Consider the following 24389-nt stretch of genomic DNA (forward strand, 5'->3'; position numbering starts at 1 on the left):
TCTCTGCGGACGGTCCGCCGGCTCAGAGCCGTCGGAGCCCCCACATGAAATAGGCGCCGCCGAGCAGCGAGGCGACGATGCCGGCGGGGATTTCCTGCGGGAATAACAGCTGGCGGCCGACCCAGTCGGCCAGCACCATCAGCAGGGCGCCGGTGAGGGCCGAGCCGAGCAGGTGCATGCCGGCCCGCAAGAAGCCGAGCAGGCGCGCCAGATGAGGCGCGAGCAGGCCGACGAAGGACAGTGGCCCGACCACCAGGGTGGCGGTGGCGGTGAGCAGGGCGACCAGCAACAGCAGCAGGAGACGCGAGCGGTTGAGGTCGATCCCCAGGGCGCGCGAGGTGGCGGCCCCCAGCGGCAGGATATCCAGCCAGCGGGCCAGCGGACTGCTGGCCAGGGCCAGCAGCAGCGCCAGACCCAGTACCACCAGGCCGCTGGTCAGATCGACATAATAGGTGGAGCCCGACAGCCAGGCGATGACCTGTTGGGCACGCGGATCGCCACCGGCCAGGACGGTCGCCCGTACACCATCGAAGGCGGCGGTAATGGCCACGCCGGTCAACAACAAGCGCTCTGGCAGCAGGCCGCTGCGGCCATTGAAGATGATCAATACGGCCAGGCTTGCCATGGCACCCAGGGTGCCGACGCCGACCAGCGTCAGGTTATCCGGTGAGGGCAGCAGGAAGATCGCCAGGATCAGGGCGATGGCGCTGCCGCCGCTGATGCCCAGCACCTCGGGACTGGCCATGGGGTTGGCGGTGACGCGCTGGATCAGCGTGCCGGCCAGGGCCAGCATCACGCCACAGCCGGCCGAGGCCAGCACGCGTGGCAGTCGCCACTGCAGCACGTCCCAGTCGGCGGGTGACTGCCAGGACCAGCCACCGGCGGTCTGGCCGACCAACAAGGCGAGTACCGTCACGCTGGCCAGAGCGATCGCCAGCCCGCCGGCCAGACGCAGGGGCGCGTGATGACGGCCGGCAGGCGCCGTGGCACCGGCGGGTGGTTGGTCGCCACGCAGCTTGAGGCGCGGGATCAGCCAGATCAGCAGCGGCGCCCCCAGGGTCGCGGTGACCGCGCCGGTGGGCACCAGGCCGGACACCTGGCCGCTGTAGCGTTGCAGCAACTGGTCGGTGGTGGCCAGCAAGAGGGCACCCAGCAGAGTCGACCACAGCAGGCGCGGCCCCAGGCGGCGGGCGCCAGCGAGGCGCACGATATTCGGCGCGGCCAGGCCGATGAAGCCGATGACGCCGACCACGCTGACCACGCAGCCGGTCAAAAAGACCGCCAGCCCCAGGCCCGCCAGTCGCAGGTTGCGCAAGGACACCCCGAGGCTGCGGGCACTGGCATCGTCGAGTTCGAGTACTGCCATGGGGCGCAACAGCAGCCAGGCGGTCAGCGCCCCCAGGGCGAGACGCGGCGCCAGGAAGGCCACGCCGCCCCAGTCGTTCTGGGCCAGCGAGCCGGCGCCCCAGATCAGCAGGCCCTTGAGCTCCTGCTGGTGAAAAAGCAACAGTACGATACTCAACGCGCCGAGATACAGGTTGACCACCAGGCCGCCGAGAACCACCACGACCGGGGCCAAGCCACGCCGCCAGGCCAGGGCAAAGACCAGCGCCATTGCCAGGCCGCCGCCCAGCAGGGCCACCCACTCCCGCCCGACGACCAACAATCCCGGCGCCATCAGGGTGGTGGCCATCAGCGCCAGATTGGCACCGCTGGCCACGCCCAGGGTGGTCGGCGCGGCCAGCGGGTTGCGCAATACCTGCTGCATCAGCACCCCGGCCAGCGCCAGGCCGCCGCCAGCCAGCAGCGACATCATCAGCCGCGGCCACCAGCTGAAATGCAGCACCAGAGCATCCATGCCGGCATCGGGGGCGCCGAACAGCGCTTGCAGGCCAGCGAGCAGGCCGGCGGCATCGACCAGGTTGCTCGATGCCAGCGCCAGGCAGACAAGGCACAGCAGGCCACAGGTAATGCCCGGGCTCAGACGCAATAGCGGCGCAAGCCTGACGAGCCTAGCGAGCATCAGCGGTCTCCAGGGCAGTGGTGAGTTGCTCGGCAAAGCGTTGTGCCGAGGGCAGGGCGCCGAAGCTCCATACCGGTGGCAGCACCAGTGGCTCGCCCTGGCTCTGCTGTTTCAGGCCCTGCCACAGGCCGCTTTGTTCCAGAGCGGCGCGCACCCCGGCCGGGTAGGGCTTGACCACCACCAGCCGGGCATCGAGGTTGGCCAATGCCTCGAGGCCGACCAGCGAAAAGCCCCAGGCATTGGTGTCGCCGGGCCAGGCGTTCTCCAGTCCCAGGCGCTTCATCACCGCCTGATAGAGGCCGTTATCGCCGAACACCCGCACATGGCGGGCATCCATGAACTGCACCACCAGCAGTGGGGGAATGTTGTCGGGTAGCTGTTGGCGTAGTTCGCGGATACGTGCTTCGGTGGTGTCGATCAACTGCTCGGCGGCCCCGGGCCGATTGACCACAGCGGCGACGCCTCGCGTCAGCTGGCGCATCTCCTTCCAGGTGTTCTTGCCCGGTGAATACAGCGAGAAGTTTTCCACCGGGGCGATGCGCGACAGGCGTGGTGTCAGGTTGGCGAACATCGGCGAGATCAGGATGCGATCCGGGTCAAGATCGGCCAGCAGTTCGAGGTTGGGCTGGGTACGCAGGCCCAGGTCGATAACCGAGTCGGGCAGGCGCGGCTTGCCCACCCAGTCGTGATAGGCCTCGATCTGGGCCACGGCGGCGGGCGGCGTGCCCAGTGCCTGCAGGGTCTCGGCCAGAGTCCAGTCCAGGGTGGCGATACGCGGTGACGCCGCCATGGCCAGCGGCGCGCTCAGCAGCATCGCCATCGCCAGGGCGAACAGCAAGGCATGCCTGGCCAGAAGCGGGCGAGGGCGACGAACGGGCGAGGATCGGGTCAGCAGGGTCATGGCGCCGGGCGTGGCTTACTGAACGACGGCGACGCGATGATCGCCGCCGGGATGTGACATGACGCGCATGGGAATGCCATAGATAGCTTCCAGAGTGGTATCTTTCATCATGTCGCTAGGGTGGCCCTGTGCCAGCACCTGGCCCGAGTGCAGGGCCACCAGGTGATCGCAGTAGCGCGCCGCCATATTGACGTCATGCAGCACGATGATCACGCCCAGGCCCAGTTCCTGACACAGCTTGCGTACCAGTGCCAGGACTTCCACCTGATGGGCGATATCCAGCGCCGCCAGCGGCTCATCCAGCAGCAGGAAGCGGCTGCCCTGGGCCAGCAGCATGGCCAGCCAGACGCGCTGACGCTCGCCGCCCGAGAGGGTATCGACCAGGCGGTCGGCGAAGGCTTCGGTATGTGTCAGGCCGATGGCGCGCTCGATCTGCTCCTGATCCTCGCGGGTGTGGCGGCCCAGCAGGCCATGCCAGGGATAACGCCCGAAGCCGATCAGCTCACGCCCGGTCAGGTTTTCGGCACTGGGCAGATGCTGGGGCAGGTAGGCCACCTGACGGGCAAACTCGCGATTGCCCCAGCCTGCCAGGGCGCGCTCATCGAAGTGGACCTCGCCATCAGTGGCGGGCTGCTGCTGGGCCAGCAGCTTCAGCAGGGTCGACTTCCCGGAGCCGTTGTGGCCGATCAAACCATGCACCCGGCCCTGCTGAAACGCCAGATGCGTCGGGTGGAGAAGCCGTTTACCACTGACTTCGAAGGTGGCCCCCTTGACTTCGAACATGCTCGTCTCCACATCACTATAAAGGCGCTCGATGAGTCCCATGGGTCCGGATCGCCCGGACTCGATTTTCAAGCGCTGGCGTAGCGTAAAGCAGATAAGAATGGTTATCAATATACGCCTTGCCGGCTCGCATCGAGCCGATGAAAGAAATCTATGAAATATTGATAATCATTTTGCGTTAGTGTCTAGGGACCTGATTTGACATACTCGCGTATGCCAAGCGTCGCGGTCCCGCGACCATTCATCAATGAGGAGGATGCTTACCATGCCGCATTCACTGCCGGAACTCGCGTATCAGTACGATGCTCTGGAACCCTATATCGATGCCATGACCATGGAAATCCACCATTCACGGCACCACCAGACGTACGTCAACAACCTGAATGCCGCTCTTGAAGGCACAGGCCTGGAAGAAGTGCCGGTGGACGAACTGGTCGCCAACCTTGACCGCGTGCCGGATGCCAAGCGTCAGCCCGTGATCAACAATGGCGGTGGCCACTCCAACCACTCCTTCTTCTGGACCGTGATGTCGCCGCAGGGCGGCGGCGAGCCGAAGGGCAAGGTCGCGGAAGCCATCAACAGCGAACTCGGCGGCTTCGACGACTTCAAGGACGCCTTCACCAAGGCCGCCCTGGGTCGCTTCGGCAGCGGCTGGGCCTGGCTCAGTGTCGACCCGAAAGGCAATCTGGTGGTCGAAAACACCCTGAACCAAGACAGCCCGCTGATGCACGGCAACACGCCGGTGCTGGGTCTGGACGTCTGGGAGCACGCTTACTACCTGAAGTACCAGAACAAGCGTCCGGATTACATCGCGGCCTTCTTCAACGTCGTCGACTGGGACGAGGTTGAGCGCCGCTACCAGGCCGCCACTGCCTGAGGCATCGCTTGGGAAATACTGAATAAATCGCCGAGCACCGCGTAACGACGCGACTTACATGCGCAGGCATTTAAGCAGTGTTTCCCTTGAATCGCGCCTGTAGCGGGCGCGGTGCGACTGGATTCGCCAGGGTCGGTTCTTCGCCGGCCCTGGCGTTTTACGTTTATGGGCGCCCCCGAGGCGCCGCGACGACATGCCACCATGCCGTCAGGCTTCTCATGCCATCAAGGAGAACCGCGCATGTCGAGCAGGAGCAGTTTTCAGGCGCTGGGACGCCTGTTGCGTTACGCCCGAGGGCACCGAAGGCACATCATTGCCGCCACGATCTGCTCGGTGATCAACAAGCTGTTCGATATTGCCCCGGAGATTCTCATCGGGGTGGCCATCGATGTGGTGGTCAATCAGGAGGATAGCTTCGTCGCCGGGCTGGGGGTCACCACGGCCCGCGATCAGATACTGGTGCTCGGCGTGCTGACCTTTCTGATCTGGGCCGGCGAGTCGCTGTTCGAGTATCTCTACCAGATCCTGTGGCGCAACCTGGCCCAGCGGTTGCAGGCCGAACTGCGCCAGGATGCCTATGAACACGTGCAGCGTCTCGACATGAGCTTCTTCGAGTCGCAGAGCTCGGGGCGCCTGGTGGCGATCATGAACGACGACGTCAACCAGCTCGAGCGTTTCCTCGATGGTGGGGCCAATTCCATGATCCAGGTCGGGGTCACCGTGGTGGCGGTAGGGGCGGTGTTCTTCGTGCTCTCGCCGCTGATCGCGCTGCTGGCCTTCATGCCGATTCCGCTGATCATCTGGGGGGCCTTCTTCTTCCAGCGCAAGGCCGGGCCGATGTATGCCGAGGTGCGCGAGCGCGTCGGCGAACTGGCCAGCCGGCTGTCCAATAACCTGGCGGGTATCGCGACGATCAAGAGCTTCACCGCCGAGGCGCGCGAGGCCGAGCGTCTGCGCCGGACCAGCGAGGCCTATGTGGAGGCCAATCGCCAGGCGATTCGCATCAGCTCGGCCTTTATCCCGGTGATCCGCATGGCGATCCTCACCGGCTTTCTGGCGACCTTCACGGTGGGCGGCATGATGGCTCTGCGCGGCGATCTCAATGTCGGCGCCTACGGTGTGCTGGTGTTTTTGACCCAGCGATTGCTGTGGCCGCTGACCGGTCTGGCCCAGGTGATCGACCTGTTCGAGCGGGCCATGGCCAGTACTCGGCGTATCCTTGATTTACTGGCCACGCCAATCCAGGTGCATGACGCTGGTGGCATAGCGCTGGCGCGTCCGGTGCGTGGCGCGGTGCGCTTCGAAGGCGTGGAGTTTCGTTACGCCGAGTCTGCAGCCGGTGTCGAGGCTATCGATCTCGAGGTGCCGTCCGGCCATACCCTGGCCCTGGTGGGCGCCACCGGGTCGGGCAAGTCGACACTGATCAAGCTGCTGCTGCGTTTCCAGGATCCGGCAGAGGGGCGGGTACTGATCGACGGTCAACCGACCGAAACGCTGACCCTTGCCTCGTTGCGCGAGGCCATCGGTCTGGTCAGCCAGGATGTCTATCTCTTCGAGGGCACGGTGCGCGACAACATCGCCTATGGCCGCCCCGAGGCCGACGAGGACGAGGTGATCGAGGCGGCGCGTACCGCCGAGGCCTGGGGCTTCATCCAGACGTTGCCGCAAGGGCTCGACACGCCGGTCGGCGAGCGCGGTGTGAGGCTCTCCGGTGGTCAACGCCAGCGGCTGTCGCTGGCCCGGGCCTTGCTCAAGGATCCGCCGATCCTGGTGCTGGACGAGGCCACCAGCGCCGTGGACAACGAGACCGAGGCGGCCATCCAGCGTTCGTTGTCGCGTATCGGTCATGGCCGCACGGTGATCATGATCGCCCATCGGCTTTCGACCATCGTGCATGCCGACGAAATCGCGGTCGTCGAGGCCGGCCGCGTCGTCGAACGCGGTCGCCACGATGAGCTGCTGGCGAAGGACGGGCGCTATGCCACCCAATGGCGGGTACAGACCGGCGAGCTGAGTGGCGAGGCAGACGCGACGCTAGCCTGAGGCTCTATCCGCTATCTGCCTCGGCGCGAATCCGCTCGGCCGTGTCCTGCAGCAGGCGGAGGACACGACGTTGGGCGTCCGGCGATGCATGGCGACTCTCGTGCAGCGCGGCCTTGAGGTCCATGCGGGCGCTCAGCATTTCCTGGGCGAGTGGCAGGGCCAGGGCATCATCATCGAGGGCTTCGCTCATCGAGGCGTACAGGGCGGTCAGCTTGCGTCCGGCATTCTGCAAGCGTGAGCTGACGCGCTCGGCGGCCTGGCGATGAAGCGCCAGCCAGTCGCGGCCCGGTGGGGTGATGCGGTAGTACTTGCGACGCCCCTGGCGTTGCTGGCATAGCAGGCCATGCTCGCTGAGTGACTTCAGGGCAGGATAGAGGGTGCCGGGGCTGGGGCGATAGAAGCCGTTGGAGAGCTGCTCGATGCGCTCGCTCAACTGGCTGCCGTAACTGTCGGCCTCCTCGATCAGGCTCAGCACCAGGATACCCAGATCCTCCGCCGACAGCTTGCGGGTCGCTGGCATGCCGAGCGGCAGCGAGGGGGCGTGACGGCGGGCTGTCGTCGGGTCGGCGTGGTCCGGGAAAGAATCGGGCATCGAAACGTCTTGTCCAGCGCAATGTCGTTGGGCGAGAAGCGATATTGTAGAGGGCAGGGCGCGGTGTTTGCCATCCCGCGTATGAGCCGGGAGCGGCAGGTTACCGCTCCCGGTGTAGTGGGCGCTCAGAAGCTGACATTCAGTCCGGCATTGAAGCGACGTCCATCGAGTACCCGGTTGTAGGTCTCGTCGTCGATCCGCTTGTCGAAGAGGTTATAGATACCGCCATACAACGAGACACGCTCGTTGAGTTGATGGCGAATCCCGGCGTCCACCAGCGTATAGCTGGGGTAGGAGTCGCTCAGCCCGCCACGGCCGGCGACGCGCTCGGTATCGCCCTTGTAACGTGCCTGGGACCACAGCGACGTGGCCTCGGTGGTCTGCCAGTCGAGGCCGAGGCTGGCGCGATGACGTGGCTGGTCGTTGAGTGGCAGGCCGGCATTTTCACCACTCAGCTGCTCGCTGTCGGTGAAGGTATAGCTGGCCGAGACCTCCAGTCGGTCGGTGATCGGGGCGTCCAGGGTCAACTCGGCGCCATTGATCCTGGCTTCGTTGACATTGCGGTATTGATAGATCGCCGCATACTCCTCGCCGAGGTGCAGGCAGCTGGCATCCACACCTTCCCGGGTGTCGCAGATGACCGGCTTGTCGATCTTGTCCTTGTAGTCGGTCTGATAGAGCGTGGCACTGGCCCGTAACCCGCTGTCACCCTGCCACAGGGCGGCCAGCTCATAGGTCGTGCTCTTCTCGGGCTGCAGGTCGGAGTTGCCGACATCCCGGCAGTCGGCACATCCGGGACCACCGCCGCCTTCGATCCAGTTGTCATCGCCTTCCTTGAGGTCCGGTGTGCGATAGCCCGCACTGACTCCGCCCTTGAAGGTCAGATTTGGTGTCGCGGTATAAACACCGTAGAGACGCGGCACGAATTCATTGCCGTAGTTTTCGTCCTTGACCCAGCGGGCGCCGGTGGTCAACGCAAAGCGCTCGGTCAGGAACCACTCATCCTCGGCGAACAGCGCCATGTCCCAGCGCTCCAGGTTGGACCTGCCCAGGCCGCGGTCCGGGTTCTCGGTTTGCTGCTCGCGGTACTGCGCGCCCATGGTCAGCAGGTGATCGCCCAGCGTCATCACGGTGGAAGTGTTGGCGGTCACGCGCTCGTAGGTCGACTGATAGGACGAGTCGTTCTGCTTGAGCTCCTCGCGCTGAACATAGCTGCGCGTGGTGACGCTGTCGCTCCACTCGAGCTGATGACGCAGCGTCTGGTGGCGGCGCCGGGTCTGCAGGTTCCGGTCGCTGCCGGTCATGTCGGCGCTGGCGTCGGTATCCTGGGTAGCATGGCCGGCCTCGACGCTGACCCGGTTGTTCTCGTTGGGCGCCCAGTCCAGCTCGGCCGTGACATCGCGGCGGTCGAACCCGCTGTAGCCACCTTCGCGCTGGTCCTCGTCGCGCTTGAGAATCGAGCCGGTCACGGTAGCCGAGAGGGTGTCTTCGATCAGCGGACCGGCGATTCGGAACTGTGACTTGTGGCGGTCGCCGGAGGCTGAATCCTGTTGAACCATGGTGTCCAGCTTGACGTTACCGCTCCACTCGTCGCTGACCGGCTTGGTGATCACGTTGATGACGCCACCCAGGGCATCCGAGCCGTAGAGCGTCGACATCGGCCCGCGAATCACCTCGATGCGCTTGATATCGGACATCGGCGGCAGCCAGCCAAACTCGGCGCCCGAGCCATAGCCGTTGTAATAGGCCTGTTGTGATCCCTGGGGGATGCCGTCCACCAGGATCAGGGTGTATTTGGAATCCATGCCGCGAATCGAGATTTCACCGGTGCCGCCTTTGCTGGAGGGGCCCTCGTTCACGTAGACACCCGGAATATCCTGCAGCGCCTGGCTGATGTCGCGATAGGACTTGCCGGACAGATCTTCCTCGGTGACCACCGAGATGCTGGCGGGGGCGTTCATCGGGTCGACGGCATAACCGGAGGCAGACGCCGAGGTAACGGTCATGTCCGATAGCTGCGTGGCCGATGACGGCGTGGCATTCGACGTGGAGGACGTTGACTGTGCCAGTACCGGCGCGCTGGCCAGGCAGCACAGTGACAAGCAGGCGATACGGCCTGCAGGGCGAGCTGATAATGGCATCGTGCGAGTGACGTTTTTCATGGTGCGCTAATCGATCCGTAAGTGCGGGAAGTCGCCGTCTGCTCAATCTTGCTGGCAGATCACCCGGCGCTTCGTGGTGTGTGTCAATCGCTGGTCACGGTGCCGTGCCGTCATCGTCTCGATGGGCGATGGATCGGCTGGTTGGTCGGCCGGCGTTATGCAAGGTGCCGGCTCGTGGTATGACGGGCATGCGGATGCGTCAGTCACAGTAGCGGGACACGCTGAACATGCCGCGGCCAATCGGCATCAAGCGCGTCGTGAAGCGTGCGTCGCGCAGGATCTCGTGGCGGAAGTCGCCGGGTGTCTCGTCGAAGTGGTCGAGATTGTCGGCGACCACCCAGGCGCCCGGCGTCAACTGATCGACCAGACCCTCCAGCACCGGCAGGTACAGAGGCTTGTGGCCATCCAGAAAGACGAGATCGACCGGACCGGTGATATCGCCCAGTGTCTCGCGAGCATCGCCCAGACGAATCTCGGCACGCTGTGACAGGCCGGCATCCGCGAGGTTACCCAGTGCGTGGTCGCGCTTGTTGGCGTAATACTCGCTGCCGATGACCCGGCCGTCGTTGTCTTCGGCGGCGGCCGCCAGATACAGCGTCGAGATGCCGAAGGATGAGCCGAATTCGACGATATGGCGGGCCCCGGCGGCGCGCGCCAGCATGTACAGCAGCGCTCCCTGGGGCGGGCCGATGGCCAGGTAGGCATGCTGATAATGCTCGGCCTGGCGAAAATCGCGCTGGGTGCGCCGTGCTGCGGGCGGCTCGCTGTTGGCCGTGTTGTCTGCCTCACGGGCCTGGCGTCGCGCCTCGGCCTGAACGCGGGCTTCGCCATGCTCACGCTCGAGCGTGCGGACGACGTCGTCGCGATCCAGTGTGTCGGTCATGTAACGGTCTCCCTTGCGTCGGATTGGGTGGCAGTCGGTGTCGGGGACGGCGCGGCGGTGGTGACAACCACCGGACAGTCGCGATCCGGGTGGCGCATGATGCACACGGGCTGGCGATAGACGGCTTCCAGTTGGTGGCGGCTCAACACCTCCCAGGGACTGCCGTGGGCAACCAGTCGGCCTCGATCCAGCAGCGCGAGCCGGTCGGCATGGGCGGCGGCCAGGTTGAGGTCATGCATCACGGCGACCACGCAATGGCCATCGGCCGCCCACTCGGCGGCGCGTTGCAGCAGGCGTTCCTGGTATCGCAAGTCGAGCGCGGCCGTGGGCTCATCCAGCAGCAGGATGGGCGTCTGCTGAACACGCACGCGCGCGAAGGTGGTGCGTGCCTGTTCGCCGCCGGAGAGCGTCATGGCGTTGCGCTGGGCGAGTGATTCGATCTCCACGTCCTGCATGGCCGCACCGATGGCACGCTCATCATCCTCGACGGGCAGGTCACGCAGGGCACGCCCCATGCGCACCACTTCCTCGACCCGATAGGCGAAGCGCAGCACGCTGTCCTGGGGCATCACGGCCCGCCAGGCGGCAAGCTCACGGACGCTATATGACTCGAGAGGGCGCTCGTTGATGGTCAACTGGCCGTCGCTGGGCGGACGATCACCGGCCATCAGGCTGAGCAGTGTCGACTTGCCGGCGCCATTGGGACCGATCAGGGCGGTCAAGCTGCCGGCAGGACAATTCAACGAGACAGCGTCAATCAGTCGACGGCCGTCAATCGTCAGTGAGGCATCCTGGATGCTCAGCATGTCAATATCCTCCTCCGGGCTGGCGTCGCGCGATCAGCCACAGGAAGAAGGGACCGCCGATACTGGCCGTGAGAATGCCGATGGGAATCTCGTTGGGTGGATCCAGGCTGCGTGCGCCGAGATCGGCGATCATCAGCAGTAATCCGCCACCGATGGCGCTCAAGGGCAGCAGGTGGCGATGGCCGGGCCCGACCAGGGTGCGTACCAGGTGCGGCACGACCAGGCCGATGAAGCCGATGGTGCCGGTGAAGGCCACTGCCGCCGCGGTCAGCAGGGCGGTCAGGGCGATCAATCGGCGACGCAGACGAGTCACGTCGACACCGGAGTGACGGGCCTGCCGCTCGCCCAGGGCGAGGAGATCCAGGGGGACCGCCTGACGACGCAGTACCACCAGGCCGAAGAGCACCAGGGGCGCAATGGTCAGTACCGGGGTCCAGCTGATGCTGGCCAGCGAGCCCATGGACCAGAACATCAGGCTTTCCAGTTGTTCGACGCTGGCCAGGTAGGTCAAGTAGCCGGTCATGGCACCGGCCACTGAATTGATGGCAATGCCGATCAGCAACAGGCGAGCGTTGTCGCCCTCGAACCGGGAGGGGCGGGCCAGTAGATAGATCAGCCAGGTGGTCACGAAACCACTGCAGAAGGCGCCCACTGGAAGCGTCCAGGCGCCCAGTACATCGATGCGCAGCACGATGATCATTACCGCGCCAAGCGAGGCACCGCTGCTCACGCCGACGATACCGGGATCGGCCAGCGGGTTGCCGAACAGGCCCTGCATGGCGGCGCCAGCCATGGCCAGCGAAGCGCCGATCAACAGCGCCATCAGGGCGCGCGGCAGGCGCAGTTCCCAGAGCACCGCATGGGCAATACCGCTGTCTGCCGCCGGCGCAGCGCTTGCGAAAAAGGGCGCCACCAGAGCTGCCAACAGATCCTGCGGGGGCACCTGAACCACGCCACTCAGCACGCTGACCACCAGGCCGGCCAGCATGGCCAGCATCATGCTGGTATAGAGGCGGTGGCGCGGTGAGCGCTGCGATGATCTCAACGACGAGGTCAGGGTATTCATGGCGTATGCAAGGCCTCGGCGAGTGAACGTGTGGCGCTGCCGCTGGTGGCGCCGTCGTACTTGACGGCCGCATGGTCGAGCACGATCAGTCGTTTATCCTGGGCGGCGGGAGTGTGGGCGAGTCCGGGTACCTGCTCCCAGATGCCGTCTGCACCGCCGATGGCGGGCAGTTCCTTGGCGGATACCAATATGGCTTCGGGTGCCATCGCGATGACGCCTTCGGCACTCAGGCTCTGATACCGCTCCAGTCCGGCTTCGGCGCCGACGTTGATGCCACCGGCGCGCTCGATCAGGGCATCGGCCGAGGTCGCCGCCCCGGCACCCGTGACGGTTCCGGTGCTGCCGGCACCGCTGCTGGATAAATGCAGCACCTTGACCCTGGGCTCTCCCCGAGAAATCTCGGCGGCCGCGGCATGCCCTTGCTTGATACGCTTGATCAACTCACGTCCCTGGGGCACGCGATCGACGTATTCGGCCAGTCGTCGCACACGCTCGGTGGGCGGCAGAGTGCGCTCGATCATCACCGGCTCGATGCCCAGGCGCCTGGCCTGATCCAGCAGTTCTTGGTGACGCGCTGGCGTCGCCGCGATCAAGGCCTGCGGCTTCTCGGCCAGCAGGCTCTCGGCGGAGGGCAGGCGATGGTAGCGCGTCACGTTGGGCAGTTGTCCTTCCAGGCTGGGATCGTTGGGCATCAATACCAGCTGATCACCCGCGCCGAGCGCCTGGATGATCTTGGCGTGTCCGGGGTTGAGCACCGCAATGCGTTCTGCCGCCTGTGCCTGGAGGCTCAGCGACGCCATGACTCCCAGCGCCATCCCGATCCGACACAACATGCGAAGCCAGCGGCGCGAGGAAACGTGAAACGAAGCGGGTGTCATGCGCAGGGCTCCCGAGGTCCAGTGAGAGGTGATTGAGGCGAAGATGAATTATCGTACGATATATTGAATACGAATCTATATCAATACTATTGCTAATATTATTGCATCCCTGGCAGGGAAAAGAGGTAAAAGGAAGACAGGAGGAAGAGAGGGGGAAGACAGGGAAGAAAGCAGCAATGAAGAAAGCAGGCGAGACGACTCAGCGGTGCCGCCAGGGCGTCAGCCAGCGCGTGACGGTCTGTGACCAGCCGTGTGTCGAGTGCGAGGCCATGGCGTGAGGTGCCGAAAGCGCTTCAGTGGTGGCTTTAAGGGCCTGCATGATGGCGTCGAGATGATCGCGGCAGAACTGGCTGTTCATGGCGCCGGGGCAGTTGGCCAGCAGCATGTTGCAGTGGTAGATGGCGATATCCAACGGCTGGATGACGGTCGGCACATGGGCGGCATGCCGGCGGGCGTGGTGCAGCTCGCCGGAGAGCATGTCGAGTAGGCTGGTGTCCATCCAGCACGGCTGGGTGTCGTCATCCGCGCCGCCAATCGATTGGTAAATGGCCTGAAAGGACACGTACAGGAAGGTGCATTGATAGAAGAGTTGTGAACGCTCGGCTTTCATGGCGAACCTCAGCCTGTCTGTACAGATCGATATGCTAATGAAAATGGTTATCAGTTGATTTTGTGAATCCTAGCCCGGATAGAGGGTGGGGTCAATGTGGGAGGGGCGGAAGCTGGAAGCTTGAAGCTGGAAGAGCGCGGCTGCGCCGCTGGAAGAGGGGGGAGAAGACAGAGGGAAGAAGGAAGAGGGAAGATAAGGCCCGGAGCGCAAAATGCGTCTCGGGCCTTGTTGGCATCATCGCTGATTCTGCCAGGAGACTGTTTGCTTCGAGCTTCGAGCTTCGAGCTTCGAGCTTCGAGCTTCGAGCTTTCCTCCGTTTCGCTCTTCTTCCTTCTTAACTCTTCTCTCTTCCTTCTTGTTTTTCTAGAACTCGTAACTGAGGGTGGCCTTGACGCTGCGTTCGGCGCCGAAGTAGCAGTATTGCAGCGAGTTGCAGGAGGCGACGTATTCCTTGTCGGTCAGGTTGTTGACATTGAGGCGGGCCATGACGCCTTCCATGCCGGCGTTGGTGAAGTCGTAGCTGAGGCCGGCGTCGAGCAGGGTGTAGTCCGGGACCTGCTCGGTGTTGGCGCGGTCGGCCTGGATGTCGGCGCGGTAGCGTACGCCGAGCCCGGCGCCGAGGCCGGCCAGGGTGCCGTCGGCGACCCGGTAGTGGCCCCACAACGATGCCTGATGGCGTGGCGCGTAGATGGCCTGGTTGCCCTGTTCGCCGGCTACATCGCTCTTGGCGTAGGTAATGTCGGTGAAGCTGTAGCTGGCCTGCAGGCTGAGCTCGTCGGTGAGCTGAGTGTGGGCCTCGAGCTCGATTCCCTGGGACTCGATCTCGCCGATGGCGCGATAAGGATCGTTGGGCTGCTCCTTGGTGGCGACGTTTTCCTGGGTGATGTGGAACATCGACACGCTGTAGCGATTCGTGGTGCCCGGCGGCTGGTACTTGAGGCCGGTCTCCCATTGTTCGCCTTCCATGGGCGGGAGCAGGTTGCCCTGCTCATCGACGAAGCTGGTCGGCGTGAAGGAAGTGGAGTAGCTGACATAGGGCGATACGCCATTGTTGAAGGCGTAGAGCAGCCCGGCGCGGCCGCTGAACTGGGTGTCGTCGAGCTCGCTGGTGGTGTCGTTGTGGTGCAGGGTGTTCTCGATGTTGACCACGTCATAGCGACCACCCAGCGACAGGTGCCAGTTGCCGAGTGACATCTGGTCCTGCACATAGACCCCGGTCTGACTCAGCTCATGGGTTTCGTCATTGGTGGTGACGATATCGTCGCTGGGGCCGGCACCGTATTCGGGATCGAAGGCATCCAGGGGCGGAAAGCTGCCGTAGGTCCAGACCACGTCATTTTCGCGGTACTGATAGTCGGCACCCAACAGCAGGGTATGGTCGACCGCGCCCGTGGCCAGCTCGGCCTGCAACTGGTTGTCCAGCGTCCAGGCTTGCATGGACTCTTCGCCACCCGAATAGTAGCGGTTGAGCTCGGTATCGCTGGCCCAGCCGAAGCCATAGACCTGATCCATGGTCACGTCGGTATTGAGGTAGAGCAGCTTCTGGCGTGCCGTCCAGTCCTCGTTGAAGCGATGCTCGAAGTCATAGCCGACCAGGCGCTGGGTACGTTCGAACTTGTCGTAGGCGTCCTCGCCATCGAAGAAGTTGTTGTCGATCCTGCGGCCGTTGCGGCTCTCCACGGCGCCCTCATAGGGCACGCCGGAGTGATAGCCGCCTTCCGGGTCCTGGTGCAGGTAAGCGTGCAGCCGCAGGCTGGTGGCATCGGTGATGTCCCAGGTCAACTGCGGCGCGAAGGCATAACGCTTCTCTTCGACCGGGCCGAACTGGGTATCCGCGGCGCTGGCCTTGCCGGTGAGGCGGAAGGCGAGGCGGCGCTCATCGTCCACCGGCCCGGTAATATCGAAGGCGGCGCTGCGCTGATTATTGTTGCCGGCGGTGTAACGGATCTCGCCACCATGCTCGAACTCCGGGCGCTTGCTGGTCATCGACACCACGCCGCCGGGCGAGGCACGGCCATAGAGCACCGAGGCCGGGCCCTTGACCACCTCGATGCTGTCCAGGAAGTAGGGATCGACGACCAGCGAGCTGTAGGAGTTGGCGTCGCCCATCAGCTTGAGGCCATCGAGGAAGGTGTTGCTCAGGCTGCCGTCGGAGAAGCCACGCAGCACGATATAGTCATAGCGGTTGGAGCCACCGACCTGGTTGGCGTAGACGCCGGCGGTATAGCCCAGGGCGCGCTGTACCGTCTCGGCGCCTTTCTGCTCCCAGTCCTCACGGTCGAGCTGCGAGGTGGCCTGGGGCGTCTCGTTGAAGGGCGTTTCCGTCTTGGTGGCAGCCGTGCCGGTGACCGTCACGGCGTCGAGCCGTTCGGCCTGCTGGGCAAGGGCATTCAGGCTGGTGGCGGCGGCGGCCAGGGCGATGGCCAGCGCCAGGGGCGTGGGTCGTGTCATGCGAGGCATCCTGTCGAGCGGGACATGGGCAATGTCATTACGAATGAGTTTCGTCTATTCAAGTAATGAGAATTATTGCTTTTTCTGTGCTGCTCGGTGTATGCCGGCTGCTCAAGTGGCTATGCGGGATGCTCAGCGTGCCGATTCGGGGGAACTCGACGGCCCTGCCGCGTTGCCCCGGGCCGCCTCGGGGCGAGGGCAACCGCCGCCCGGGGCGACGTTGCGCGGGGAAAAACCGAAATAGCGCCGGAACGCCGTGGCCAGATTGCTGGCGTGACGGTAGCCGCAGAAATGCGCGGCCTGCTGCACGCTGAAGCCCTGTTCCAGGTAGTGCCGTGCCAGGCCCAGGCGGAACTCGCGCAGCTCGTCGAAGACGCTCTGGCCGAAGGCGGCGCGGTACTTGCGGCGCAGGCTGGCCGGACTCATCGAGGCCTGGGCGGCGAGGGTCGCCAGGCGATGGTCCTCGGCCGGGGCCTGACGCAGGGTCTCGCGCACGCGCTCCAGGCGCTGGCGTTCGCCGGGCGCCGCCATCGAGCCGGTCTTTGAGCCCGTCGCCCCCGGCAGGCCATGGGCCAGTAACTGCAGGCTCAGGCCCTCCAGCTGCAGGCGCTGCGCCGGGCCCGACATGGGGTGGGTGATGGCATCTTCCAGTGTGGTCTGCAGGCTGGCCGGTAAATGCCAGGCACGCATGCGCGAGCCCTGTTCGAGGGCCGCGCCATGGTTCAACTCGCGCAGGCGCGACTCATCCAGCCCCAGCGTCACGGCACGAATGCGCTGTCCGGCCGGCTGGATGGCACATAGCCCCTGACGCGCCTCCAACTGCACACTGAGCGCCATGCCGGCGCGCAACGTCAGGTGTTGACCACCCAGGCTGACCTCGGCCTGGCCCTTGAGCATGACGATGATGGTCAGGGGCGCATGGCTGCGTGAACGCGAGTCGTAGCGCTCCAGTACCTCGATATCCGAGGCCACCAGTTGCATGCCGGGCCCGGGTTGCAGCTCTTCCACGCGCCCCCGCATCACCGGGCGCGAGAGCGCCTGGAGCTCCGGAAAGGAGTAGTCGATGCCGTAGCGTTGCCCATAGACCTGCAGGTCCCGCGGCGTATGGGCGCGTATCGGTGACTCCCCGGTCGGCGCCGGGCTGACCCTGGCATTCATCGTGCTGACGCCCCCTTGGCGGCGCGCTGTTCCCGGCATTCCAGCGGGCAGTTGCCGCAATAGCCCATCTCGTCGATCAGATAACGGATGCAGCACAGCCGGCGGACCCGCTTGGGGGCGCCGCCATCGCCGTCATCATTGGCGGCATTGACGTAACGAACCGGCTGATAGAGCGGGTTGCGGCGGCCGTCGGCCAGCTTGCGCGATGCCAGCAGCTGCTGCGCCGGCTCGGCGGTGCTCGCCGAGGCCATGGGGTGCATGGGCACCGCCTGGGTGAAGTGCTCGAAATAGTTGCCGGCGTTGCTCCAGAACACCTTGGGCGAGGCCCCGGAATAGGCCGCCAGGCCCTCGATGAGCGGTGTCAGGTGATCATCGATCAGGGTGGCGAAACGCCCGGGACCGTCCAGTTCGGCCAGCGGGCGGCCTTCATCCTTGAGGCACAGGCCGGCGACATGGCCTTCCGGCGCCAGGATCAGGCGCAGCTCATTCAACCCCAGGGGCAGGTCCCGTTCGAGCAGCAGGTTGGCCGCCAGGCTGGTGGACGTCACGGCGGCAAAGTGCCATTTGGTCCACAACGACACCAGGGCCCTTCGGTCGCCGCCCGGATAACGGGCGCTGAAATCTGCCATCAGTGCCTCGAGCCTGGCCGGTTCCAGTAGCTCAGAGGCAGCGATGGTATCCGGCATCGGGTCGTTCGACACCCGGGGCGGCGTCAACTGCTCCATGGGACCGATGTACAGCGATGACAGCGCGAGAGACATGGCGGATCATCCGAAGAATGCGTACCCGGATATTAATAAAAATGGGAATTGTTATCAAATAAAATCGAGCCGGACCGATGCTACCACCGGGCCGGCTCGAGTGCCGTCATCCATCAGGAAGCCTTCAGTAGCTCATCGACCAGCCGAGCGTGAAGGTGCGACCGCGTGCCTGGTAGTCGTAGAGGTACTCCGGGCCGTAGTAGGGCGAGTAGAACATCGCCGCGCGCTGGCCCCAGACGGTGGAATACTGCTCGTCGAGCAGGTTGGAGACGCCGAGGCTGACTTCGCCCACCGGCAGGGCCTGGCTCAGCGACAGGTCCAGGGTGGTATAGCCTTTGATCTCACGATCCGCGGCATCCTCCAGGTCGAAGGCATGGCTGGCCTGCAGGCGCGCCGAACGCTGGCCATTGGGGGCCTTCCAGCCGATGAAGGCCGTGGCGGAGGAGAGCGAGGCGTAGCGGGCGTCGCGCTTCTGCCAGTCGCCGTTGGCGTTTTTCTGCTCCGAGCGCACCATGTGCAGGGTGGTGCCCAGCTCCAGGCCATTGTCGAAGTAGCGCTTCACCGAGCCCTCGAAGCCGAAGTCGCGCTTCTTCTGATCGACCACATTGACGCTGAGATCCTCGCCATTCTCCACGGCCTTGTCGGACCAGGCGTAGTAGAGGGCCGCCTGGGTCATCCAGTCGGCACCGCGATAACGCCAGCCGATCTCGACCTGGTCGGTCTTGATGGCGGAGAGCGGGTTCTCGGCGACGCTCACTTCGGCGCTCTTGCCGTAGTACTTGGCCGGGTCGGGCAGCTCGAAGCCCTGGCTGAACTGCAGCCAGTTCTGATGGCCGTTGCCGAAGTCGTAGAGGGCGCTGGCGTTGAGCAGGGTGGCGTTGTAGTCATTCTTGCCGCCAGGAATACCCTGGAAGTCTTCGACCTCCACATCCATGTGCTGCTGGCGTACGCCCGCCGAGAGTTGCAGCCCGTCGCTGACCTGCCATTCGCTCTGGGCAAAGCCGGAGAGGCCGTCGACCTGATAGCTCGGGTAGCGCGGCTCGACCCCGGCGTTCTGCTGCACCAGGCCTCCGCTGGCATCCGAGATCGCCTTGTCGAAGAACATCTGGCTGGCATCGAAGGTCTCGCGATCCACATCCACCCCATAGGTCAGCGATAGGCTGTCGCTCAGGTCGGCATCGAACAGCGCCTTGAGGCCCGAGAGATCGGTGTTCTGCTTCGAGGCCCGGAACTCATAGCCGCCATCGGCTGCCGGGTAGGGGAAGGCCTGGAAGCTGGCTTCTTCCTCGCGATGGAAGGCCTGAAGATAGAAGTCCTGGCCGAGCAGGTCGCCATGGTGGTACTGCAGATTGACCATCCTGCGCTCGGTGGCCGGATTGCGATCCGAAGAGTAGCCATCGCGGGTCTCGGCGTCGCCCAGGTTCGGTGAGGCAGCATCCAGGTTGGGGAAGTAGACACCGCGATCGCCCTCGAAACCGGAATCAAACAACTGCGCGGCCATCTGCAGGCTCTGCTGTTCGGTCAGCTGGATATCCAGGCTGCCCATGACATCGATTCTGCGGTTACCCTGCAGGTCGGTCTGAGCGATATCCGGGAAGATCTCCTGGCCACTGGCATCATAGTGGCGGCCCTGTTCCTCATAGGCCGCCGAGATACGCCCCTTGATCTTCTCGGTGCCGCCGCTGATCGACTGCGCCAGGCGATAGCTCAGGTCGTCGTCCTCGTTGAAACCGGAGGTCACGCTGGTCTCGGTCGCCAGGTGAAAGCCCTCGCGTTCACCCTTCTTGGTGATGATGTTGATCAGACCACCGGTCGCGCCGCCGCCGTAGAGACTGCTGGCGCCGGACAGCACCTCGACGCGCTCGATGTTGAACGGGTCGATGGAATCGAACTGGCGCGAGATGCCCCGCGAGCTGTTCAGCGAGACGCCATCGATCAGTACCTGAGTACTGCGGCCGCGCATGTTCTGGCCATAGTTGGTGCGACCCTGGGGCGCCAGGTCGAGCCCCGGCACCAGCTTGCCCAGCGCCGTCTTCAGGTCCGCGCCGGCGCGCAACTGCTCGCGCAGATCCTGCTGACCGATCACCCAGACCGCGCCGGGAATCTGGCTGATCTCGGACGGCGTGCGCGAGCCGACCACCACCATGGTGTCTTGTTCGGTTGTGTCCTGGGCCAGCGCCAGGGCGGGCAGGGCGCCGAACAGGGCAGCAATGCTCGCCAGCGTGAGGGGGCGGTGCGCCCGGGAAAAGCGTATCGGTGAGTCAGACGTCGGGAAATGCATGATGCGCCCTTGTGATATTGCAGTGGCCATTGGCGTATATGATGTCGTTCTGGTGTTGTCGAAACGGAAACGCAGCGTTCCCGCCCGGCGCCACTATAATGAATTGTAAACGTATTGATAAGTATTGTTATTCATAAAATAGTAGCGCTTCCACCAGTGGTCCTCAGCAGGGCGCGCGTAGTAGCCTGTGACCACACCCAAGGACGAAACCGACCTATCAGGAGGCCGCATGACGCAAGCCCGCATTCAACAGCAAGGCGTGATTCACTGCTTTCCGGCCGGACTGCGTGACGAGAAAGGTGAGCTGGTCAACGCCGAAGTCTCCGCCGCCCTGTACGACGGTGAGCGCCTCGTGCTGGCCAGCGACAAACCGGTGCCCGGGGAAGGGCGCTCCGCCGTCTTTGCCATGCCGATGAACGCCGACGGCCCGGACGACAGCGCATTGGAATTCCTCACTACCGACATGCTCAAGCAGGCGGTGAAGTACGAGGACATGGCCCTGACCACCGACTTCCGTCATGTACTGGCGACCACCGGCTTCGACCGCATCGACGAGACCACCAATGACCTCAACGACTACAATCACCTGCTGATCTGGCCGCTGGGCCGCCCCGAGGAGGTGCAGGTAGTCGACCCGGACCCGCGCGACGGCGTGGAAGGCTCCCTGGAGCTGCGCCGCAAGCTGACCGGAGCCATCGGCCACCCTTACTACAAGATCGAGGGACTCGCCGCCGTGCCCGGCGAGCGCGGCGACGGCCTGCTTCTGTTCGGCGTGCGCGAGCAGGGCAACAGCTTCGACGACTTCGAATACGTCAGCCGCCTGGTGGGCGCCCACTACCAGATCAACGATCACGGCAACATCGAGTTCATCGACGCCGTGCGCGAGCACTATGCCTTCGACCCCGATCAGCACGACGGCGTGCGCTTCGAATGCGGGCTTTCCAGCCTGGAATACGACCCCTACCACGCCCGGCTCTACCTGCTGACCAGCTTCGAGACCGAAGTGGAAGGTGAAGAGCACATCGGCGGCTACCTCTGGGTGATCAGCCTCGACGACCTGCGCGAGGGCGGTGCTCCCGAGATGGTCACCCATCCCGACGGCTCGCCGCTGGAGTTCGAACACAAGGCCGAAGGTCTCGCCGTGCTCGACCGCGAACGCCTGTTCGTCGCCTACGACAACGACCGCAACCTGGAGCTCGGCGGCATCGACGAACGCGACGAACGCCACGCCTGCGAAGCGCCGTACACCATCCTCCAACTCACCTGAACGCGAGCTGTTCAGGCCAATTGCCGCTGGCCTACGCCAGCGGCTTTCGGTATCATGCGTCCGCGCTGTCAGGGCCTATAGCTCAGTTGGTTAGAGCAGGGGACTCATAATCCCTTGGTCGGCGGTTCGAGTCCGCCTGGGCCCACCATAGAACAAGTGCTTAGCTTCGTTTTTCCTTCCTGATTTTGTTCCTTTCGATGCAGTGTCCACATTTTGCCCACGCTCGATCCTGGGGCGAATGTTACTGCTTCAATCCGTTATCCAGCGAGCAGGCGGCGTTCGGCAGACGATGAGCGTTTACCGACGCTATCGAGCTTACTGGCTTTTCATCTCCTTCTGAATTCTCGAAGCATCCCGGGCGGGAGAGAGTTTGAAGACTCGGGCGTAATCGCGGCTGAACTGTGTGGCGCTTTCATAGCCGACCTCGAAGGCTGCGTTGGTCACGCTGTTGGCACCGGCCACCATGAGCATCCTTGCGTGGAGCAAGCGAACCCGCTTCTGGTACTGCAACGGACTCAGCGTGGTGACTGCCTTGAAGTGTCGATGGAAGGAAGACACGCTCATCGCCGCTTTCTCGGCTAGCGTCTCCACTCGGATCGGCTCGGCGAAATCCCGGCGAATCCGCTGAATGGCCAGACTGACCCGCGTCATGGCCGTATCCGGCGCCGCGATGTTGCGTAGCATCCAGCCGTGGGGTCCTTGCAGCACGCGGTAGAGAATCTCTCGCTCGTACACGGGCGCCAGGGCCACGATTTCGTCGGGGTTGTCTATCAACCGCAGCATGCGTAGCCACGCGTCCATCAATGCTGGTGTGACCGCAGCTACCGAAAATCCGGCATTGTTGTCGTCGTCGCTTTCGTTCTCGCTATGCCGGGCGGGCGAGCGCAAGTCGGTCAGCAATGTCGCAAGTACCGTGGGGTCGAGCGCCAGGCTTAGCGCGAGGTAGGGCTCTCCCGAAACCGCAGGATGGAGCGTGCCCACTGCAGGCAACTCGATGGACATGACGAAGTACGTGGCCGGGTCATAGCGTAGCGTGCGGTCGCCGATAGTCATCGTCTTGCTGCCTTGCAGGATCAGGTTGATCATCGGGTCGTAGACGGCGGCCAGCATATGTTCCGGGATCTTGCTCTGGATCATGGCCACGCGCGGGATGCCCGTTTCGGTGCGACGGTTCTCGGCCTTGGCAGCCAAAGAGCGAAGCTCGAGCAGTTGATCGTTCATGAGGCTTCCCATGTGGGCGGGGAGTGTCCACGCAAGTACCTAGCAGAAACAGGCAGGTTTCGAGCAGGAACGGCTGAGTCCCTTATAGGCGAAAGATCTATAGTAGTTGCTGGCGACATCGTCTGCACAGTGAGGCTACTACATGCTTGATCATCTCTTTCTTTCCGTCAGCGATATCGAACGCTCGATTCGCTTCTATGAGGCTACACTTGCCCCTCTGGGGATCACGGCTCGGCTCGATTACGACGGCAAAGACGGCCCACCGGGCCACCCGGATCTCAAGGGTTTCGGCGCCAATGGCCGGATGTTCTTCTGGCTACGTGAGGGAGTGGTAGAAGGGGAAGCCGTTCACGTCGGTTTCGTGGCGAACAGCAAGGCGGAAGTGGAGGCGGCCTACGCCGCGGCCATCGAGAACGGTGCTATCGAGAATGGTTCCATTGATAACGGCGCACCCGGGGCGCGGCTGCATTATGATCCCAATTATTACGCCGCCAATGTTATGGATCCAGATGGCTACAGTCTCGAATTTGTCTACAAGAACTGGCAGCACGCCCAATGAAAAACTCCTGATCTACGGCGCCACGGATGGTAAATGCTGCATCCAGGGAGGAACGCGTGGCCAGGGATGGACTCTTGGCTACCCAGCAATCAGTCGTGCATCGGTCGGAACCTGGTAGCGAAGCTCGTGGCATGGGCCGGGTGGTGGTTGCTGGCCAGCAGGCCGGTCCGAATACCAGATCCGACATTCTCCGGGCGGCGGCATGTGGCCCTGGGGGACTGACGAGCTTGAGCGATGGTGACCGCCACCATGTTCGCCATCGTCTCCACCGTATTAGAGGTGTTCTCTCGCACCATGGCAAGAGAAGTTGCGCTGTCCCGGGAAGAGGGCGACATTCTTGGAAATTGCACCGGGTGTCGCTGCCATGCCACAGGGCATTAGTTAACAGGCTTGCTATCATGAGGGCTCATTACTCACGGGAGAGCCATCATGCGTGTACTGAAATCAGGACTACTGGCTGGGCTGCTGGCCCTCGGACTTTCTGCTTGCGGCACATCGACAGGTGAGCGTGCGCTCAGTGGAGCAGGTGTGGGAGCGGCCGTGGGCGGTGCAGCCGCTGCCGTAACGGGCGGCGATGTCTCCCAGGGGGCTGTCATTGGTGCCGGTGCAGGCGCTGCCACTGGGGCGGCAACAGACGAGGGTGACATCGACCTGGACGATTGAGGCTCCCGCTGCGCATTGGCCGGCGTCGGGTGCTGCCCGACGCTATCAAGAAATGCTTCACATCGTGGGCGCGACTCGTGATGAGTCCTCGATGATGCCGAACTGTGCCGATAGTTGCAGGTTCGCTTCCATCTGGGCCCACCATCTGTGCCCCACTGTCGAGCCACTTGTCCTGCCGGGTTGTCCGGCAACCCCTTGAGAGCTTCTTTATCTACACTGTTGACACTACTGTTTTAGTCTATACGAGACCTTTGTTGTATTGCCGTTCATGGCCTTGGGTTCTAGCTTATTTGTATGATGTATGACATTAAAGCCTTCTCATACTGAAAATGCTGGTTTTCCGGCTGCCGAGAGAGCCAATCGAGGCTTGCGAGGGTGGTGCGAATACCTCGCTCAGGGCTGTC

Annotated in this window: 21 protein-coding genes and 1 tRNA gene; 7 read left to right on the plus strand and 15 right to left on the minus strand. The window is 63.8% G+C overall.

Features of this window, described 5'->3' with window-relative positions:
• Nucleotides 1-22: 22 nt before the first annotated feature.
• From fhuB to HHA01_RS02410, 3 genes are read right to left on the minus strand one after another with little or no spacing between them, the layout of a single operon-like run.
• Nucleotides 23-2023, minus strand: coding sequence for a Fe(3+)-hydroxamate ABC transporter permease FhuB (gene fhuB / locus HHA01_RS02400; RefSeq protein WP_141317508.1), 2001 nt, complete (start codon nt 2021-2023; stop codon nt 23-25).
• On the minus strand, nt 2013-2924 hold the full coding sequence (locus HHA01_RS02405) for an ABC transporter substrate-binding protein (RefSeq protein ID WP_141317509.1): 912 nt from the start codon (nt 2922-2924) through the stop codon (nt 2013-2015). The genes fhuB and HHA01_RS02405 overlap by 11 nt, the downstream gene beginning before the upstream one ends.
• Nucleotides 2925-2939: 15 nt before the next feature.
• Nucleotides 2940-3707: an ATP-binding cassette domain-containing protein gene (locus HHA01_RS02410; protein WP_141317510.1), complete on the minus strand. Its 768-nt coding sequence runs from the start codon at nt 3705-3707 to the stop codon at nt 2940-2942.
• 265 nt (nt 3708-3972) lie between these two features.
• On the opposite strand from HHA01_RS02410, the gene HHA01_RS02415 reads away from it, so the two are divergent.
• Both HHA01_RS02415 and HHA01_RS02420 read left to right on the plus strand, forming a co-directional pair.
• Complete coding sequence (locus HHA01_RS02415) at nt 3973-4584, plus strand: superoxide dismutase (protein ID WP_141317511.1); 612 nt, start codon at nt 3973-3975, stop codon at nt 4582-4584.
• 240 nt (nt 4585-4824) lie between these two features.
• Nucleotides 4825-6627 (plus strand): ABC transporter ATP-binding protein, encoded by a 1803-nt coding sequence (locus HHA01_RS02420; protein WP_141317512.1) that lies wholly within the window; start codon nt 4825-4827, stop codon nt 6625-6627.
• A gap of 4 nt (nt 6628-6631) precedes the next feature.
• Here HHA01_RS02420 and HHA01_RS02425 read toward each other — a convergent pair whose 3' ends face one another.
• Nucleotides 6632-7219 carry a PadR family transcriptional regulator gene (locus HHA01_RS02425; protein ID WP_141317513.1) on the minus strand — a complete coding sequence of 196 codons (588 nt, stop codon included), beginning with the start codon at nt 7217-7219 and terminating at the stop codon, nt 6632-6634.
• 125 nt (nt 7220-7344) lie between these two features.
• Nucleotides 7345-9225 carry a TonB-dependent receptor domain-containing protein gene (locus HHA01_RS02430; protein WP_246053786.1) on the minus strand — a complete coding sequence of 627 codons (1881 nt, stop codon included), beginning with the start codon at nt 9223-9225 and terminating at the stop codon, nt 7345-7347.
• Between HHA01_RS02430 and HHA01_RS14885 the strand changes: the two genes are divergently transcribed.
• A complete protein-coding gene (locus HHA01_RS14885; protein ID WP_246053787.1) occupies nt 9224-9391 on the plus strand; it encodes a hypothetical protein in 168 nt (55 codons plus the stop codon). The two genes, HHA01_RS02430 and HHA01_RS14885, sit on opposite strands and share 2 nt — an antisense overlap.
• Before the next feature lie 189 nt (nt 9392-9580).
• On the opposite strand, the gene HHA01_RS02435 is transcribed toward HHA01_RS14885, so the two are convergent.
• The 9 genes from HHA01_RS02435 to HHA01_RS02475 all read right to left on the minus strand — a co-directional run bounded on the left by HHA01_RS02435 (nt 9581) and on the right by HHA01_RS02475 (nt 20275).
• The gene (locus HHA01_RS02435; RefSeq protein WP_141317515.1) at nt 9581-10264 is read right to left on the minus strand and encodes an O-methyltransferase; all 684 of its coding nucleotides are present in this window, start codon (nt 10262-10264) and stop codon (nt 9581-9583) included.
• Nucleotides 10261-11070, minus strand: coding sequence for a heme ABC transporter ATP-binding protein (locus tag HHA01_RS02440; protein WP_141317516.1), 810 nt, complete (start codon nt 11068-11070; stop codon nt 10261-10263). The genes HHA01_RS02435 and HHA01_RS02440 overlap by 4 nt, the downstream gene beginning before the upstream one ends.
• Nucleotide 11071: 1 nt before the next feature.
• Nucleotides 11072-12136: a FecCD family ABC transporter permease gene (locus HHA01_RS02445; RefSeq protein WP_141317517.1), complete on the minus strand. Its 1065-nt coding sequence runs from the start codon at nt 12134-12136 to the stop codon at nt 11072-11074.
• The gene (locus HHA01_RS02450; RefSeq protein ID WP_141317518.1) at nt 12133-13014 is read right to left on the minus strand and encodes a heme/hemin ABC transporter substrate-binding protein; all 882 of its coding nucleotides are present in this window, start codon (nt 13012-13014) and stop codon (nt 12133-12135) included. Before HHA01_RS02450 ends, HHA01_RS02445 begins: the two co-directional genes overlap by 4 nt.
• A gap of 199 nt (nt 13015-13213) precedes the next feature.
• A complete protein-coding gene (locus HHA01_RS02455) occupies nt 13214-13624 on the minus strand; it encodes a hypothetical protein (protein ID WP_141317519.1) in 411 nt (136 codons plus the stop codon).
• Nucleotides 13625-13987: 363 nt separating this feature from the next.
• Nucleotides 13988-16075: a TonB-dependent siderophore receptor gene (locus HHA01_RS02460; protein WP_141317520.1), complete on the minus strand. Its 2088-nt coding sequence runs from the start codon at nt 16073-16075 to the stop codon at nt 13988-13990.
• A gap of 132 nt (nt 16076-16207) precedes the next feature.
• Nucleotides 16208-17233, minus strand: a complete 1026-nt coding sequence (locus tag HHA01_RS02465; protein ID WP_141317521.1) for a helix-turn-helix transcriptional regulator — start codon at nt 17231-17233, stop codon at nt 16208-16210.
• The gene (gene fhuF, locus HHA01_RS02470; RefSeq protein WP_141317522.1) at nt 17230-17994 is read right to left on the minus strand and encodes a siderophore-iron reductase FhuF; all 765 of its coding nucleotides are present in this window, start codon (nt 17992-17994) and stop codon (nt 17230-17232) included. The genes HHA01_RS02465 and fhuF overlap by 4 nt, the downstream gene beginning before the upstream one ends.
• 124 nt (nt 17995-18118) lie before the next feature.
• Nucleotides 18119-20275, minus strand: a complete 2157-nt coding sequence (locus HHA01_RS02475; protein WP_141317523.1) for a TonB-dependent receptor — start codon at nt 20273-20275, stop codon at nt 18119-18121.
• Nucleotides 20276-20504: 229 nt separating this feature from the next.
• Here HHA01_RS02475 and HHA01_RS02480 point away from each other — a divergent pair, with 229 nt between their 5' ends.
• Both HHA01_RS02480 and HHA01_RS02485 read left to right on the plus strand, forming a co-directional pair.
• The gene (locus tag HHA01_RS02480; protein ID WP_141317524.1) at nt 20505-21542 is read left to right on the plus strand and encodes a hypothetical protein; all 1038 of its coding nucleotides are present in this window, start codon (nt 20505-20507) and stop codon (nt 21540-21542) included.
• A 71-nt stretch (nt 21543-21613) separates the two neighbouring features.
• Nucleotides 21614-21690: transfer RNA gene (locus HHA01_RS02485), tRNA-Ile, on the plus strand.
• Between the two features lie 167 nt (nt 21691-21857).
• On the opposite strand, the gene HHA01_RS02490 is transcribed toward HHA01_RS02485, so the two are convergent.
• Nucleotides 21858-22763, minus strand: coding sequence for an AraC family transcriptional regulator (locus HHA01_RS02490; RefSeq protein WP_174787704.1), 906 nt, complete (start codon nt 22761-22763; stop codon nt 21858-21860).
• A 142-nt stretch (nt 22764-22905) separates the two neighbouring features.
• On the opposite strand from HHA01_RS02490, the gene HHA01_RS02495 reads away from it, so the two are divergent.
• Together HHA01_RS02495 and HHA01_RS14890 are read left to right on the plus strand one after the other, a co-directional pair.
• Nucleotides 22906-23322 carry a VOC family protein gene (locus HHA01_RS02495; protein ID WP_141317525.1) on the plus strand — a complete coding sequence of 139 codons (417 nt, stop codon included), beginning with the start codon at nt 22906-22908 and terminating at the stop codon, nt 23320-23322.
• Nucleotides 23323-23751: 429 nt separating this feature from the next.
• Complete coding sequence (locus HHA01_RS14890) at nt 23752-23985, plus strand: YMGG-like glycine zipper-containing protein (protein WP_141317526.1); 234 nt, start codon at nt 23752-23754, stop codon at nt 23983-23985.
• Nucleotides 23986-24389: the final 404 nt, after the last annotated feature.

Source organism: Halomonas halmophila (assembly GCF_006540005.1).
Lineage (GTDB): Bacteria > Pseudomonadota > Gammaproteobacteria > Pseudomonadales > Halomonadaceae > Halomonas > Halomonas halmophila.

What these genes read in the sequence shown, in the direction of transcription:
- fhuF (WP_141317522.1), bottom strand. Translation starts at nt 17,994, where the DNA reads ATGTCTCTCGCGCTGTCATCGCTGTACATCGGTCCCATGGAGCAGTTG.
- HHA01_RS02450 (WP_141317518.1), bottom strand. Translation starts at nt 13,014, where the DNA reads ATGACACCCGCTTCGTTTCACGTTTCCTCGCGCCGCTGGCTTCGCATG.
- HHA01_RS02480 (WP_141317524.1), top strand. Translation starts at nt 20,505, where the DNA reads ATGACGCAAGCCCGCATTCAACAGCAAGGCGTGATTCACTGCTTTCCG.
- HHA01_RS02410 (WP_141317510.1), bottom strand. Translation starts at nt 3,707, where the DNA reads ATGTTCGAAGTCAAGGGGGCCACCTTCGAAGTCAGTGGTAAACGGCTT.
- HHA01_RS02475 (WP_141317523.1), bottom strand. Translation starts at nt 20,275, where the DNA reads ATGCATTTCCCGACGTCTGACTCACCGATACGCTTTTCCCGGGCGCAC.
- HHA01_RS02490 (WP_174787704.1), bottom strand. Translation starts at nt 22,763, where the DNA reads ATGAACGATCAACTGCTCGAGCTTCGCTCTTTGGCTGCCAAGGCCGAG.
- HHA01_RS02455 (WP_141317519.1), bottom strand. Translation starts at nt 13,624, where the DNA reads ATGAAAGCCGAGCGTTCACAACTCTTCTATCAATGCACCTTCCTGTAC.
- HHA01_RS02420 (WP_141317512.1), top strand. Translation starts at nt 4,825, where the DNA reads ATGTCGAGCAGGAGCAGTTTTCAGGCGCTGGGACGCCTGTTGCGTTAC.
- HHA01_RS14890 (WP_141317526.1), top strand. Translation starts at nt 23,752, where the DNA reads ATGCGTGTACTGAAATCAGGACTACTGGCTGGGCTGCTGGCCCTCGGA.
- HHA01_RS02405 (WP_141317509.1), bottom strand. Translation starts at nt 2,924, where the DNA reads ATGACCCTGCTGACCCGATCCTCGCCCGTTCGTCGCCCTCGCCCGCTT.
- HHA01_RS02445 (WP_141317517.1), bottom strand. Translation starts at nt 12,136, where the DNA reads ATGAATACCCTGACCTCGTCGTTGAGATCATCGCAGCGCTCACCGCGC.
- HHA01_RS02425 (WP_141317513.1), bottom strand. Translation starts at nt 7,219, where the DNA reads ATGCCCGATTCTTTCCCGGACCACGCCGACCCGACGACAGCCCGCCGT.
- HHA01_RS02495 (WP_141317525.1), top strand. Translation starts at nt 22,906, where the DNA reads ATGCTTGATCATCTCTTTCTTTCCGTCAGCGATATCGAACGCTCGATT.
- fhuB (WP_141317508.1), bottom strand. Translation starts at nt 2,023, where the DNA reads ATGCTCGCTAGGCTCGTCAGGCTTGCGCCGCTATTGCGTCTGAGCCCG.
- HHA01_RS02465 (WP_141317521.1), bottom strand. Translation starts at nt 17,233, where the DNA reads ATGAATGCCAGGGTCAGCCCGGCGCCGACCGGGGAGTCACCGATACGC.
- HHA01_RS02430 (WP_246053786.1), bottom strand. Translation starts at nt 9,225, where the DNA reads ATGACCGTTACCTCGGCGTCTGCCTCCGGTTATGCCGTCGACCCGATG.
- HHA01_RS02415 (WP_141317511.1), top strand. Translation starts at nt 3,973, where the DNA reads ATGCCGCATTCACTGCCGGAACTCGCGTATCAGTACGATGCTCTGGAA.
- HHA01_RS14885 (WP_246053787.1), top strand. Translation starts at nt 9,224, where the DNA reads ATGTCCGATAGCTGCGTGGCCGATGACGGCGTGGCATTCGACGTGGAG.
- HHA01_RS02460 (WP_141317520.1), bottom strand. Translation starts at nt 16,075, where the DNA reads ATGACACGACCCACGCCCCTGGCGCTGGCCATCGCCCTGGCCGCCGCC.
- HHA01_RS02440 (WP_141317516.1), bottom strand. Translation starts at nt 11,070, where the DNA reads ATGCTGAGCATCCAGGATGCCTCACTGACGATTGACGGCCGTCGACTG.
- HHA01_RS02435 (WP_141317515.1), bottom strand. Translation starts at nt 10,264, where the DNA reads ATGACCGACACACTGGATCGCGACGACGTCGTCCGCACGCTCGAGCGT.